The sequence below is a fragment of the Mycolicibacterium vinylchloridicum genome (genome assembly GCF_013404075.1).
GTDB classification, from domain to species: domain Bacteria; phylum Actinomycetota; class Actinomycetes; order Mycobacteriales; family Mycobacteriaceae; genus Mycobacterium; species Mycobacterium vinylchloridicum.
Genome location: NZ_JACBJQ010000015.1, coordinates 41,270 through 55,076 on the forward strand (window position 1 = coordinate 41,270; position 13,807 = coordinate 55,076).

Below are 13,807 nucleotides of genomic sequence, written 5' to 3' on the forward strand. Positions count from 1 at the left end.
TGCGGTCTAAGTGGCGCTAGGGTCGTGGGCAGGGATCAGACGCTGCAATGCGGCAGCACACCGCCACCGCACAGAAAGGCGACATCCCGTGACTGTCACTTCCCGACCCGCCCCGGCGGCGTCTCCCGCGCTGTGCCCGACCCGGTCAGGGCTGGGCATTCTCGCCCTGGCGCTGGGCTCGTTCGGCATCGGCACCAACGAGTTCGTCGCAATGGGGCTCTTGCCCGAGATCGCCGGCGGACTGCATATCTCCGAGCCGACCGCGGGTCACGTCATCTCCGCCTACGCGCTCGGCGTGGTGGTCGGTGCCCCGGTGCTGGCCGCGATGACTGCCAAGTTCAACCGCAAAGTCGTACTGATGAGCCTGATGGCGCTGTTCGCCGTCGGCAACGTCGCCACCGTGCTGGCGCCCAACTATCCGATCTTGATTGCCGCGCGCTTTCTCGCCGGCCTTCCGCACGGGGCGTTCTTCGGTGTCGCGGCGCTGGTGGCCGCCCAGTTGCTCGGCCCCGAGCGGCGCGCCAAGGCCGTCGCGCAGGTGATGACCGGACTGACGGTGGCGACCGTGATCGGGGTGCCGCTGGCCTCGTGGCTGGGCCAATTGCTCGGCTGGCGTAGCGCTTTCGCGTTGATGGTGGTGATCGGCGTGCTGACGCTCGCCGCGATCTGGATCTGGCTGCCCGACGTCGCCCCGAGTTTTGCCACGAGTACCCGATCCGAGCTGGGAGCGCTGCGCCGGCCGCAGGTGTGGCTGGCGCTGCTGATCGGCATGGTCGGCTTCGGCGGCATGTTCGCCGTCTACACCTACATCGCGACCACGCTGACCGACATCTCTGGGGTGTCACGGTCATGGGTTCCGTTGGGGTTGATGGTTTTCGGTGTCGGGATGGTGGTCGGGAACTTCGCAGGCGGCCGGATGGCCGACCGGTCGGTGATCCGCGGGCTGTATGTGTCGATGGCGTCCCTGGCTGTGGTGCTGGCGATCTTCGTCGCCGCCGCCCACAACCCGTACACCGCGATGCTGCTGCTGTTCGGCATCGGTGCCAGCGGGGCGGCGATCGCCCCCGCGTTGCAGACCCGGCTGATGGACGTCGCTGCGCAAGCGCAGACGTTGGCCGCTGCGTTGAATCATTCGGCGTTGAATATCGCCAACGCGTCGGGGGCGTGGATCGGCGGCCTGGTGATCGCGCTCGGTTACGGGTACACCGCACCGGCCGCCGCGGGCGCGGTGTTGGCCGTCGTCGGTTTGGTGGTGCTCACCGTTTCGGTGGCGCTGCAGCGTCGTACGTCGGCGGTGAACGCATGATCCGGTTCGTGGTGGCTCTTCTTCGGCGGCGCGACCCGGTGTGTGTTGATCTGTATCTGCCTGCGCGGCAACGGGTGACGATCGTCCTGGGGGAGCGGGCGGTTCGGCGGGAGGCTAGCTGATGACCGATCACGTGATCTTCCGCTACGACCCGGCGCATCAGCCGGAGATCACCTTCCGTAGTGTCCCGAGCGGGTGTGCCGGGGGTGCGAATACGCTGAGCGAGGCTCGTGCGGCCTACCGGAACTGCCTGGCGGCCCGGCTGCACGTGGACCGGCGCGCGCTGCCACCCGTCGTCGAGCACATCGAAGGTTTGGTCTGCGGCATGTGGGTTCGCGCCAAAGTCGGTGCGGTACATCGAGATAAATCCAGCGATCGGATGCTGTTGCAGATCTTGCTGGCCGAGCAGGCCGGATTGCGCGATGAGGTTTCCCGGTTGGCGTCGGCAGGGGCTCGGCCCGTTGTGGTGCTGGCCGAACCGGAGCATGCACTCGAGACAGTGGTGGATCAGCTGTCTGCGCGCGATGTGCTCGTCGTGGCCCATTCCGACGGCAACGGATCGGTGGGCTGGGGTGTCCTGTACGGGGCCGATTCGGCTGGCAGTCAAGGTGTTCCGCGGATTTCCGACGACGAGGCTCGTACGGTGGCCGGGTTCACGCAGGGGTGTCTGGGCGGGCGAGTGGTACGGCACCGGCCCGCTGCTGGGATCGCATCATGACCCCGTTGCTCGATAACGGGGTCGGCGGCACGGTGTCGGGGAACACTGGTGCGCAGGATGTACGCGAAGGGAGGACCATGCGTGCGACACCGCAGTGCTGGCTGACCGATATGGACGGTGTGCTGGTTCGTGAGGAGCATGCGCTGCCCGGGGCCGCGGAGTTTCTGCAGTGCCTGATCGACAAGCAGCGGCGTTTCCTGGTGCTGACCAACAATTCGATCTACACCCCGCGTGACCTGGCGGCGCGGCTGGCACGCTCGGGACTCGATGTGCCGGAGGCGGCGATCTGGACCTCGGCGCTGGCGACGGCGGCGTTTCTGAACGACCAGCTGCCGGGCGGGTCGGCGTATGTGATCGGCGAGGCGGGGCTGACGACGGCGCTGCACGAGGCGGGTTACACGCTGACCGATACCGGCCCGGATTTCGTGGTGCTGGGGGAGACGAGGACGTACTCGTTCGAGGCGATCACGAAGGCGATCCGGTTGATCGGCAAGGGGGCGCGGTTCATCGCGACCAATCCTGATGTGACCGGGCCGTCCGCCGAAGGGCCGCTGCCGGCGACCGGATCGGTGGCCGCGATGATCACCAAGGCCACCGGACGTGAGCCGTACTTCGTCGGCAAGCCCAACCCGATGATGTTCCGCAGTGCGCTGAATCGGATTGAGGCGCATTCGGAAAGCACGGTGATGGTCGGTGACCGGATGGACACCGACGTGGTGGCCGGCATCGAGGCGGGGCTGGAGACGATCTTGGTGCTGACCGGGTCGACGACGGTCGAGGACGTCGAGCGCTATCCGTTCCGGCCGGCGCGGGTGTTGCCCTCGATCGCGGAGGCGATTGATCTGATCTGAGGCGTGCGACGGCCGCTACGGCTCGGGCAGGTCCAACGTCGCCAGGCGCGCGGGGTCGGCGATCGAGGTGATGGCTGTCAGTCGTCCGTCTGTCACCGTGCACACCATGATGCCGAGCGGCTTGCCCTGTGTGTTCCACGCGGCGATGCCCGGCTTCCCGTTGACCAGAACGCGGCGCGCGGTCACCTTCGCGCGTCCCCCGCGTCGCACCGCGCCGATGACTTCGGTGGCTCCGATGGTGACGGTAACTCCGCGTGCGGTGTGCTGTTCCCACCTGAGGTCGGGCGCCAGCACGTCGAGCAAGGCGTCGAAGTCACCATCGCGGGCGGCCCGCAGGAACGCATCGACGACGGCACGCTGCTCGTGGAGGGTTGACGCCGTCGGCGCCGCGCGTACTTTACGCCGCGCGCGGCTTGCGGCCATCTTCGCCGCGTCCGCCGATTTGCCGACGATGCCTGCGATGTCGGTGAAGGGAACGGCGAACATGTCGTGCAGAACGAATGCCAGCCGTTCCTCGGGTCCGAGTGAACCCAGCACGGATAACAACGCGATGCCGACCAAGTCGGCCAGCACAGCGGAATCTTCGGGCGCATCGACATCGTCGGCCACGACGAGTTCGGGCGGACCATCGCCGAACGGAACCTCGGCCCTAGCAGCGCGAGCACGCAACATGTCGATGCAGATGCGACCAACCACGGTGGTGAGCCATCCGGCGGGGTTGTCGATCGATTCCGGTTCCTGCCAAGAGAATCGCAGCCACGTCTCCTGCACAGCGTCCTCCGCGTCGGCGTATGAACCGAGGATTCGGTGCGCGATCGTCAGCAGGCGTCCTCGCTGTGACTCGAATTGCTGCTCTGTGCTGGCGTCATGCGTCATGGTGTTACCTCGCGTCGGTGGAACCCGTCATCACCAATGACGAGTCCGGACGGACTGAGGTAACCACAGAGAGCGAGATCATGAACGCGGGACTTTGGGTAGTTGCCGGAGTATTGGCCGTCGCATTCGCAGTCGGCGGTGCAAGCCAGATCCTGCTGAGTAAAGCCCGATATCGGGCGCTCTCGGCGAGCCAGCAGTGGGTCGACGACTTCAGCCCCGCTCACATCAAAGCGATAGGAACGATCAAGCTCATCGGTGCCACGGGGCTGGTGCTTCCCGCGTTGTTCAACGTTGCGCCGATACTGGTGCCGCTGGCGGCAACCGGGCTGATGTTGTTCATGGCCGGTGCGGCCACGACTCGCTTCCGCCGCAGTGAATGGGGCCTGATGCTCGCTGATGTCGTGTTCATCTGCGCATTCGCCTTAGTGGCGTGGGGCCGCTTCGAGCTCCACCCCTTCAGCTGAACCGACAATGTGAACCCCAGTTTCGGTGTCCTCGGGGGATGAGCGTGGATCTGGGGATAACTCGGCGTGTTTCGGGTGTGCAGGCTGATGGACGTTCGCGCGTGTCGGTCATGTCCTCGACTCTGCACCCATGACGACGTTGACGCGCAACCAGCTCGGTGCGCTGGGCGAGCAGCTGGCGGTCGAACATCTGACCGCCCAGGGGTTGCGGATCCTGGCCCGCAACTGGCGCTGCCGCTACGGCGAACTCGACGTGATCGCCGCCGGTGCCGACGGCGCGGTGGTGTTCGTCGAGGTGAAGACCCGCACCGGCGACGGCTTCGGCGGTTGGGAGTATGCGGTCACGCCGACCAAGGTGCGCCGGATCCGCCGGCTGGCCGGCTTGTGGCTGGCCGCTCAGGACCAGAAGTGGGCGGCGATCCGTATCGACGTCATCGGGATCCGCATCGGCCGGAAGCGCACTCCGGAAATCACCCATCTGCGCGGGGTCGGCTGATGGCACTGGGACGGGCCTACTCGGTGGCCGTGCGCGGCCTCGACGGCGAGATCGTCGAGATCGAGACCGACATCAGCTCTGGGCTGCCCGGCGTGCACCTGGTCGGACTGCCCGACGCCGCATTACGCGAGTCCTGCGACCGGGTCCGCGCGGCAATCACCAACTGCGGCAACGACTGGCCGCAATCGCGGTTGACGCTGGCATTGTCGCCGGCCACGTTGCCGAAGACCGGCTCGCTGTATGACATTGCGATCGCCGCGGCCGTCTTATCGGCGAGCGGCAGGAAGCAGTGGGATCGCCTCGAGAAGACAGTGTTGTTGGGAGAGCTGGCATTGGATGGCCGGATTCGCTCGGTGCGCGGTGTGTTGCCCGCTGTGCTGGCCGCCAAGAAGCAGGGCTGGCCCACCGTGGTGGTGCCTATCGCGAATTTGGCCGAGGCCAGCCTGGTCGACGGCATCGAGGTACTCGGCGTGCAGACGCTTCGGCAGCTACAAGGCTGGCTCAACGGGAAGGCCACGCTCGACGAGCGAGTCGATGCGCCCGCGCCGCAGCCCACCTCCGTTGCCGACCTGGCCGATGTGGTGGGCCAGACCCACGCCCGATTCGCCGTCGAGGTCGCCGCCGCGGGCGCGCATCACCTGATGCTCACCGGGCCGCCCGGCGTCGGGAAAACCATGCTGGCACAACGCCTTCCCGGGCTATTGCCCGAGCTCACCGAGGGTGAGGCTTTGGAGGTGACTGCCATTCATTCAGTCGTGGGCCTGCTGTCGGAGACCACGCCGCTGATCACCCGTCCGCCATTCATCGCCCCTCATCACTCATCGAGTGTGGCCGCACTCGTTGGCGGTGGTTCGGGCATGGCCCGCCCCGGGGCGGTCAGCCGCGCGCACCGCGGCGTGCTCTTCCTCGACGAATGTGCCGAGATCCGGGTCAGTGTCCTGGAATCCCTCCGAACGCCGTTGGAGGACGGCGAGATTCGGCTCGCCCGCCGCGACGGAGTGGCGTGCTACCCGGCGCGGTTCCAACTCGTGATGGCGGCCAACCCCTGCGCCTGCGCCAAGACCGACCCGAAGGACTGCATCTGCACATCGGTGGAGAAGCGGCGCTATCTCGGCAAGCTGTCGGGTCCGCTGATGGACCGCGTGGACCTGCGGGTGCAGATGCACACGGTGCGTGCCGGAGCCTTCACACCCGACGCGGCGGAAAGTACTGCAGCCGTGCGCAATCGGGTCGCGCAGGCCCGGGCGGCGGCCGCCGAGCGCTGGCGTCGGTACGGCTATACCACCAACGCCGAGGTGACCGGTTCGGTGCTGCGCCGCAAGTTCCGGCTCGACAACACCGCGATGGCCCCGCTGAAGACAGCACTGGAACGCGGCGTGCTGAGCATCCGGGGCGTCGACCGGTCACTGCGGGTCGCCTGGACATTGGCCGATCTGGCCGGGCGCACGACGCCCAGTGTCGACGATGTGGCGGTGGCCTTGAGCTTCCGCCAGGGAGGAGTCAAACCATGACAGACGACGTCAGGACGTTGGCATGGGCGTATCTGTCGCGGGTGGCCGAACCACCCTGTGGCGAGATCGCCGAACTGGTCGGCGAGGTCGGCCCCATCGAAGCCTCGTATCGGATCGCCGCGGGCGAGATCAGCGATGAATTGCGGGAACGCACCGCCGCCCGACGGGACATCCAGGCGGCGGAGGCAGATCTGGATCTGCTGGAGCGCCGCGGCGGCCGGCTGATCACGCCGGATCACGACGAGTGGCCGACCCTGGCTTTTGCGGCCTTCGGCGGAGCGGCCGTGCGGGACAGGCAACAGGGCCGCTCCCCGCTGGCATTGTGGGCCGTCGGTCCCGCCCGGCTCGATGAGGTCGCCGAGCGGTCCGCCGCGATCGTCGGGACGCGGGCGTGTTCCAGCTATGGCGAACACGTCGCCGCGGACCTGGCCGCGGGGCTGGCCGAACAGGAGGTCACCGTCGTCTCCGGTGGGGCCTACGGGATCGACGGCGTTGCACACCGCGCGACACTGTCCGTCGAGGGGGAGACGGTGGCGGTCCTGGCGGGCGGCATCGACATTCTGTACCCGGCCGGACACTCGTCGCTGCTGCACCGGATCAGCAACTCCGGCCTGCTGCTCACCGAATATCCGCCCGGTGTGCGGCCCGCGCGGCACCGCTTCTTGATCCGCAATCGGCTGGTGGCAGCGCTTGGCGCGGCCACCGTGGTGGTGGAGGCGGGTGTGCGAAGCGGTGCCGCGAACACCGCCGCGTGGGCACGCGCGTTGGGCCGGGTGGTGTGTGCGGTGCCGGGCCCGGTGACCTCCGCGTCGTCGACGGGATGCCACATCCTGCTGCGCAACGGAGCCGAGTTGGTGACCCGTGCCGAGGAGGTCGTCGAATTGGTCGGTCGGGCAGGCGAATTCGCCGACGAGGCACCCCGGCCAACCGGACCGCTCGATGGTCTCAGTGATGCCGAAAAGCAGGTGTACGAGGCGCTGCCCGGGCGAGGCACCCGAAGTGCCGACGAGATCGCGGTAGCCTCCGGCCTGCCGCCCACCGCCGTGCTGGGTCCGCTGGCGATGCTGGAGATTGCGGGCCTGGCCCGCCGTGAGGACGGCTGCTGGAAGCTGGTGCGCAAGCCGGCATGACCGACGTAGCCAGCCCAGCCACCCGGCCGATCCGTATAGTCGACAAGGTTGGCTAACGATTCTCGTCGGGAGGCGATGTGGCGGGTCGACCAGTGCACACGTTTCAGGTCGTCAGTACCGAGCAACTCGCGCCGCACATGGTGCGCGTCGTGCTCGGCGGTACCGGCTTCGATACCTTCACCCCCGGTGAGTTCGCCGACTCGTATGTGAAGTTCGTCTTTGTGCGCGACGACATCGACGTCGCGTCGCTACCGCAGCCGCTCACGCTCAACAGCTTCGACGAACTGCCGCCCGAACAGCGGCCCACCGTGCGCACCTACACGGTGCGCCGGGTCGACCCCGAAGCCCGCGAGATCACCGTCGACTTCGTGGTGCACGGCGAGCACGGTGTCGCCGGTCCGTGGGCCGCGGCGGCGAAAGCGGGGGACACCATCTTCCTGATGGGTCCCAGCGGTGCGTATTCGCCCGACCCGGACGCCGACTGGCATCTGTTCGCGGGTGACGAAGCGGGCATCCCCGCCATCAGTGCGGCACTGGAAGCATTGCCACCCAACGCGGTTGGCAAGGTCTTCATCGAAGTCGCCGGTCCTGAGGACGAGATCGACCTGGCCGCACCGGAATCGGTCGACATCACCTGGATCTACCGCGGCGGGCGTGCCGATCTCGTGGGGGACGACCGGGCCGGCGACAACGCGCCATTGGTCGAGGCCGTCACCACCGCGCCCTGGCTTCCCGGGCAAGCGCAGGTCTTCATCCACGGCGAAGCCCAGGCCGTCATGCACAACCTGCGGCCCTACGTCCGCAAGGAGCGCGGCGTCGACGCCAAATGGGCCTCCATCTCCGGCTATTGGCGCCGCGGCCGCACCGAAGAGACGTTCAGGCAGTGGAAGAAGGAACTGGCCGACGCCGAAGCCGGCCAGGACTAGCCGCCACAACGGATTGGTCACGACGCCGGGACACGCCGCGCACGCGTGCGCGCACGGGCGTGCGCGAGTGCAACGGTAGAGACGTGGAGCCCGGCGACTACTCGGCGATCCTCGACGACTACGCCGAGCATCTCGCGTTGGAGCGTGCCCGCTCCGAGCACACCCAACGGGCCTATCTCACCGACCTGCGTTCACTGTTCGCGTTCGTCGACGAACGCGCGCCCGGCGCCGGCCTCGCCGGCCTGAGTCTGCCGATGCTGCGGTCGTGGCTAGCCGCGCAATCGGCCGCAGGCGCGGCCCGCACGACCCTGGCCCGCCGCACCTCGGCGGTCAAGACGTTCACCGCCTGGGCCACCCGTCGCGGCCTGCTCACCGAGGACCCGGCAGTCCGTCTGCAGTTGCCCAAGGCGCGCCGCACCCTGCCCGCGGTCCTGCGCCAGGACCAGGCGCTGGCCGCGATGGCCGCCGCCGACCTCGGCGCCGAACAGGGCGACCCGCTGGCGATCCGCGACAGGCTGATCGTGGAACTGCTCTACGCCACCGGAATCCGCGTCAGCGAGCTGTGTGGGCTCGACGTCGACGACGTCGACACCGGCCGCCGCCTGCTGCGGGTGCTGGGCAAGGGCAACAAACAGCGCACCGTGCCGTTCGGGGCGCCGGCCCTGGCGGCACTGACCGCGTGGCTGAACGACGGCAGGCCCGAACTCGTCAACGAAGACTCCGGCCCCGCGCTGCTGCTGGGGCCGCGAGGCAGGCGCCTGGACCCCCGCCAGGCCCGCACCGTTGTGCACCAGACCATGTCGGCGGTCGACGGCGCACCCGACATCGGCCCGCACGGGCTGCGCCACAGCGCGGCCACCCACCTGCTCGAAGGCGGGGCCGACCTGCGGATCGTCCAGGAAATCCTGGGCCACTCGACGCTGGCCACCACACAGCTCTACACCCACGTCACCGTGGCGCGGCTACGCGCCGTGCACGACCAAGCGCATCCGCGCGCCTGAATGTCTAAGTGCCACAGAAGGTTTGGAAGCAGCGCCCGAAGTCATCGGGAGCGGGCTCGGCGTAGCGCTCGAACCCCGGACGTTCGTCGTACGGCGACGTGATCACCCGCAGCAGCCGCTCGAACGGCTCCATGTCTCCTGCTGTCGCGGCGCTCAGCGCCTCCTCCACCAGGTGATTGCGCGGAATGTAGACCGGATTGACCCGCTGCATCGCCTCGACGTCCGGACCCATACCGCGCCATCGGGTGGCCCACGCCTCGAACGGTGGCTCGACCGCGCCGGCGGCGAGCCGGCGGAAGAACGAGGTGTAGTCGGCCTGCTCCGGCTCGAGCAACTCCAAGAGCTCCTCGCTGAGCTGTTGGACCTCGGCGTCCCCGACTTCATCGCTCAGTCCCAGCTTCCTGCGCATACCTGCGGTCCACGCCGCCGAGTACCGGCCAGGGAACTGCTGTAGCGACGCGGTGACCAGTTCGATCGCGCGCTCCTGGTCGTCGTCGATCAGCCCGAGCAGCGCCTCGGCCAAGCGGGTGAGATTCCAGGCGGCGATCGCCGGCTGGTTGCCGTAGGCGTAGCGGCCCCACGAGTCGATCGAACTGAACACCGTCTTCGGGTCGAAGGCGTCCATGAACGCGCACGGCCCGTAGTCGATCGTCTCGCCCGAGATCGTCATGTTGTCGGTGTTCATCACGCCATGGACGAACCCGGCCAGCATCCACTGGGCGATGAGTCCGGCTTGCGCGGCGATCACCGAATCCAGCAGGGCGAGGTAGGGATTGTCGGCCTCGGCGGCGGCGGGGTAGTGCCTGCTGATCGCGTGGTCGGCGAGTCGCCGCAATACCTCGAGTTCGCCTGCGGCCGCGACATATTGGAAGCTGCCGACCCTCAGGTGGCTCGCCGCGACGCGGGCGAGGACGGCGCCGTCGAGCTCCGTCTCGCGCTGGACGGTGCGCCCGGTGCCGACCACCGACAGGGAGCGGGTGGTCGGAATGCCCAGTGCGTGCATCGCTTCGCTGACCAGGTATTCGCGCAGCATCGGGCCGATCGCTGCCAAACCGTCGCCGCCGCGGGCGAACGGCGTGCGTCCCGAGCCCTTCAGATGCAGATCGCGCGGGCTGCCGTCGACATCGAGTTCACCCAGCAACAACGCGCGACCGTCGCCGAGGCGCGGCACCCAGCCGCCGAACTGATGGCCGGCATACCCCTGCGCGACGGGTTCGGCATCCGCCGGGAGCGCAGTCCCGACGAGCAGGCCGATTCCGTCGGGGCTGCGCAGCCACGAGGCATCGAGGCCCAGCTCGAGGGCGAGCGACTCGTTGAGCACGAGCAGCCGCGGATCAGGTGCGGCTTCGGCCTGCCAGCGCAGCGCTATCTCGGGCACCTCGGTGGCGAATCGGTGGCCGAGAACGACGGTCCTGTCAGGCGCGATGCTCATCGGTGACCAGCCTACGGACGCCCAAGTTGGGTTCGGTAGCCCCAGCGGCGGCGTGCACTTCCCCCATGCACAGGATCGCGATCTTCACACTGGCCGCAGCGGTACTGACCGGCGTCATGGCACCGACCGCTCACGCGGCGGCGTCCAGAATTCAATTTCTGTCCCCGTCGGGGAACGTCGGCTGCCAACTCGGCACCGCGCGGGAAGGAGCGTTCGTGTGGTGCAAGGTCAACGAACACAGTTGGGTCGCACCGCAGTCCGACACCTGCCCGCGCGCCAACGTTCCCGGCGCGATCGGCGAACCGGGAGGTGAGAACCTTCAGCTCGCCGAGGGGCAGGCACCGTGCTTCGGGTTCGTGATGAGCCAGCTGTTCTTCAGCGGGCAATACGCGCCCCCGACCCTTTCCTACGGTGACCGGCGATCGGTGGGCAGCATCACGTGCACGGTCGAGCGCGACGGGGTGAGCTGCGCCGACAGCAAGACCGGCCAGTCGTTCCTGGTGTCACGCGAGGCTTACCAGCTCAACTGATCCCCGCGAGCGTGCGCATAGTGCGCAGGTTGGCGGCGTGTCTGCGTGCGGACACGCACGCTCGCGGCAGGAAATTCACCCCGCCAGCGGCTTGAGCCGGATCGTCGTCGACGCCAGCAGCCCCAGCGGGTCGACGTAGTCAGCCCGCGACGCCGGCCCCCACATCGCGCCCCAGTGCAGGCACGCGGCCACCGGGCACCCCGCATGACCAGGCACAAGCCGGCCCAGCGCGGTCGACGAGTCCACCAGCTGCCCCGCCCGCACGACAGCCTCGACCGGCTCGTAGCTGGTGCGCAGGCCGCCGGCATGGGCCAGTGACACCACCGGGCGCCCGGCCAGCGTGCCAGCGAACACGACCGTCGCCGGGCCCGCGGCATACACGGGCTGGTCGGGCACCCCGGCCAGGTCCACTCCGCGATGCCCGCGCTGCCAGTCGGGAGACGGCGCGTCGAACACCCTGGTCACCGTCGGCCGTGGCCGCAGCGGCCACTGCAGCCGCCCGTCATCGGCCCGCCCGACCCCGGTGCCGAGCGTGACGACCGCCGCAATCAGAACAAGCCAGCGCATCGCTCCAGTTCAGTGGCCTACGGAACCAAACAACAGCCCCAGAACCCAGCGCTGTGGACCAGCCGGCCGCTGTGGACAAAGCACCCGTTGCGGCGGTGTAAACTTTGATCCGCAACTCGCGCGAGCGGGTTGACTTCGCGCGCCTGTTCCGCAAGTCCGTTTCATCGACTTGCACCACGCATGCCGGTTGGTCCCGTCCGCGGGTCGGCATGCCTCAGACGCCAGGGCTTGGCTTCACCCGAAGCCGGGCGACAACCGACACAAGTTAAGGCACACGCATGGCCGTAGTAACCATGAAGCAGCTGCTTGACAGCGGCACCCACTTCGGGCACCAGACCCGACGCTGGAACCCCAAGATGAAGCGGTTCATCTTCACCGACCGCAACGGCATCTACATCATCGATCTGCAGCAGACGCTGACCTACATCGATCAGGCTTACGAGTTCGTCAAGGAAACCGTCGCCCACGGCGGCAGCATCCTGTTCGTCGGCACCAAGAAGCAGGCCCAGGAGTCCATCGCGGACGAGGCCACCCGCGTCGGCATGCCCTACGTGAACCAGCGCTGGCTGGGCGGCATGCTGACCAACTTCTCCACCGTTCACAAGCGTCTGCAGCGCCTCAAGGAGCTCGAGGCCATGGAGCAGACCGGTGGTTTCGAGGGTCGCACCAAGAAGGAAATCCTGATGCTGACCCGCGAGAAGAACAAGCTCGAGCGCAGCCTCGGCGGTATCCGGGACATGCAGAAGGTGCCGTCGGCGATCTGGGTCGTCGACACCAACAAGGAACACCTCGCCGTCAGCGAGGCCATCAAGCTGGGCATCCCGGTCATCGCGATCCTGGACACCAACTGCGACCCCGATCAGGTCAACTACCCGATCCCGGGTAACGACGACGCCATCCGCTCGGCGGCCCTGCTGACCAAGGTGATCGCCTCCGCGGTGGCCGAAGGCCTGCAGGCTCGCGCCGGCGTCGGCTCGGGCGACAAGCCCGAAGCCGCAGCCGAACCGCTGGCCGAGTGGGAGCAGGAGCTGCTGGCCAGCGCAACCGCGTCGGCCCCCAATGACGCCGGGCCGGCCACTGAAACTGTCGCAACCACCACTGACGCTTCGTAATTCACAGGAAGGCCACATGGCTAACTACACCGCTGCCGACGTCAAGCGGCTTCGGGAGCTCACCGGTGCGGGCATGCTCGACTGCAAGAACGCCCTGGCCGAAAACGACGGCGACTTCGACAAGGCCGTCGAGGCGCTGCGCATCAAGGGTGCCAAGGACGTCGGCAAGCGCGCTGAGCGCGCCACCGCCGAGGGCCTGGTCGCCGCCAAGGGCGGTGCACTGATCGAGCTCAACTCCGAGACCGATTTCGTCGCCAAGAACGCCGAGTTCCAGAAGCTTGCCGACGACGTGGTCGCTGCCGCCCTGGAGGCCAAGGCCACCGATGTGGAGGCCCTCAAGGCCGCCACAATCGGTGACAAGACCGTCGAGCAGGCCGTCGCGGAGCTGTCGGCCAAGATCGGCGAGAAGCTCGAGCTGCGCCGTGCCACGTACTTCGACGGCAAGGTCGAGGCCTACCTGCACAAGCGTGCCGCCGATCTGCCGCCCGCCGTGGGTGTGCTGGTCGAGTACACGGGCGATAGCACGGACGCGGCGCACGCCGTGGCCCTGCAGATCGCCGCGCTCAAGGCCAAGTACCTGACCCGCGAGGACGTTCCGGCTGACATCGTGGCCAACGAGCGCCACATCGCAGAGGAGACGGCCAAGGCCGAGGGCAAGCCCGAGCAGGCGCTGCCCAAGATCATCGAGGGTCGCGTCACCGGCTTCTACAAGGACGTCGTGCTGCTCGAGCAGCCGTCGGTGTCCGACAACAAGAAGACCGTCAAGGCACTCCTCGACGAGGCCGGCGTGACCGTCACGCGGTTCGCCCGCTTCGAGGTCGGCCAGGCCTAGCTCCACACAAACTTGGGCGGCGCACCAAACCGTCCAACTGGAAAACCCCGCGTCA

At 67.9% G+C, this 13,807-nt stretch carries 15 protein-coding genes; 12 read left to right on the plus strand and 3 right to left on the minus strand.

Features of this window, described 5'->3' with window-relative positions; translation table 11 throughout:
• Positions 1 to 88 precede the first annotated feature (88 nt).
• From HPC46_RS14645 to HPC46_RS14655, 3 genes are all read left to right on the plus strand, one after another.
• Complete coding sequence (locus tag HPC46_RS14645; RefSeq protein ID WP_179471000.1) at positions 89 to 1,306, plus strand: MFS transporter; 1,218 nt, start codon at positions 89 to 91, stop codon at positions 1,304 to 1,306.
• 121 nt (positions 1,307 to 1,427) lie between these two features.
• A complete protein-coding gene (locus tag HPC46_RS14650) occupies positions 1,428 to 2,024 on the plus strand; it encodes a hypothetical protein (RefSeq protein ID WP_179471002.1) in 597 nt (198 codons plus the stop codon).
• 77 nt (positions 2,025 to 2,101) lie between these two features.
• Positions 2,102 to 2,875 (plus strand): HAD-IIA family hydrolase, encoded by a 774-nt coding sequence (locus HPC46_RS14655; RefSeq protein ID WP_179471183.1) that lies wholly within the window; start codon positions 2,102 to 2,104, stop codon positions 2,873 to 2,875.
• A 15-nt stretch (positions 2,876 to 2,890) separates the two neighbouring features.
• Here HPC46_RS14655 and HPC46_RS14660 read toward each other — a convergent pair whose 3' ends face one another.
• Complete coding sequence (locus HPC46_RS14660; RefSeq protein ID WP_179471004.1) at positions 2,891 to 3,751, minus strand: sigma-70 family RNA polymerase sigma factor; 861 nt, start codon at positions 3,749 to 3,751, stop codon at positions 2,891 to 2,893.
• Between the two features lie 80 nt (positions 3,752 to 3,831).
• Here HPC46_RS14660 and HPC46_RS14665 point away from each other — a divergent pair, with 80 nt between their 5' ends.
• The 6 genes from HPC46_RS14665 to HPC46_RS14690 all read left to right on the plus strand — a co-directional run bounded on the left by HPC46_RS14665 (position 3,832) and on the right by HPC46_RS14690 (position 9,279).
• Entirely contained in the window at positions 3,832 to 4,215 is a 384-nt protein-coding gene (locus tag HPC46_RS14665; protein WP_179471006.1) for a DoxX family protein, read from the plus strand.
• Between the two features lie 130 nt (positions 4,216 to 4,345).
• Complete coding sequence (locus tag HPC46_RS14670) at positions 4,346 to 4,711, plus strand: YraN family protein (protein ID WP_179471008.1); 366 nt, start codon at positions 4,346 to 4,348, stop codon at positions 4,709 to 4,711.
• Complete coding sequence (locus HPC46_RS14675) at positions 4,711 to 6,222, plus strand: YifB family Mg chelatase-like AAA ATPase (RefSeq protein ID WP_179471010.1); 1,512 nt, start codon at positions 4,711 to 4,713, stop codon at positions 6,220 to 6,222. The genes HPC46_RS14670 and HPC46_RS14675 overlap by 1 nt, the downstream gene beginning before the upstream one ends.
• Complete coding sequence (gene dprA / locus HPC46_RS14680) at positions 6,219 to 7,352, plus strand: DNA-processing protein DprA (protein ID WP_179471019.1); 1,134 nt, start codon at positions 6,219 to 6,221, stop codon at positions 7,350 to 7,352. The genes HPC46_RS14675 and dprA overlap by 4 nt, the downstream gene beginning before the upstream one ends.
• 77 nt (positions 7,353 to 7,429) lie before the next feature.
• Entirely contained in the window at positions 7,430 to 8,278 is an 849-nt protein-coding gene (locus tag HPC46_RS14685) for a siderophore-interacting protein (protein WP_179471021.1), read from the plus strand.
• A 107-nt stretch (positions 8,279 to 8,385) separates the two neighbouring features.
• Positions 8,386 to 9,279 carry a tyrosine recombinase XerC gene (locus HPC46_RS14690; RefSeq protein ID WP_407665503.1) on the plus strand — a complete coding sequence of 298 codons (894 nt, stop codon included), beginning with the start codon at positions 8,386 to 8,388 and terminating at the stop codon, positions 9,277 to 9,279.
• A gap of 4 nt (positions 9,280 to 9,283) precedes the next feature.
• On the opposite strand, the gene HPC46_RS14695 is transcribed toward HPC46_RS14690, so the two are convergent.
• Positions 9,284 to 10,711 carry a protein adenylyltransferase SelO gene (locus HPC46_RS14695; protein ID WP_179471025.1) on the minus strand — a complete coding sequence of 476 codons (1,428 nt, stop codon included), beginning with the start codon at positions 10,709 to 10,711 and terminating at the stop codon, positions 9,284 to 9,286.
• 65 nt (positions 10,712 to 10,776) lie between these two features.
• On the opposite strand from HPC46_RS14695, the gene HPC46_RS14700 reads away from it, so the two are divergent.
• Positions 10,777 to 11,241, plus strand: coding sequence for a hypothetical protein (locus HPC46_RS14700; RefSeq protein WP_179471027.1), 465 nt, complete (start codon positions 10,777 to 10,779; stop codon positions 11,239 to 11,241).
• Between the two features lie 75 nt (positions 11,242 to 11,316).
• Here HPC46_RS14700 and HPC46_RS14705 read toward each other — a convergent pair whose 3' ends face one another.
• On the minus strand, positions 11,317 to 11,808 hold the full coding sequence (locus tag HPC46_RS14705; protein ID WP_179471029.1) for a M23 family metallopeptidase: 492 nt from the start codon (positions 11,806 to 11,808) through the stop codon (positions 11,317 to 11,319).
• 278 nt (positions 11,809 to 12,086) lie between these two features.
• Between HPC46_RS14705 and rpsB the strand changes: the two genes are divergently transcribed.
• Together rpsB and tsf are read left to right on the plus strand one after the other, a co-directional pair.
• Complete coding sequence (gene rpsB / locus HPC46_RS14710) at positions 12,087 to 12,920, plus strand: 30S ribosomal protein S2 (protein ID WP_179471031.1); 834 nt, start codon at positions 12,087 to 12,089, stop codon at positions 12,918 to 12,920.
• Positions 12,921 to 12,936: 16 nt separating this feature from the next.
• Positions 12,937 to 13,752: a translation elongation factor Ts gene (tsf, locus tag HPC46_RS14715; RefSeq protein ID WP_179471033.1), complete on the plus strand. Its 816-nt coding sequence runs from the start codon at positions 12,937 to 12,939 to the stop codon at positions 13,750 to 13,752.
• Positions 13,753 to 13,807 lie beyond the last annotated feature (55 nt).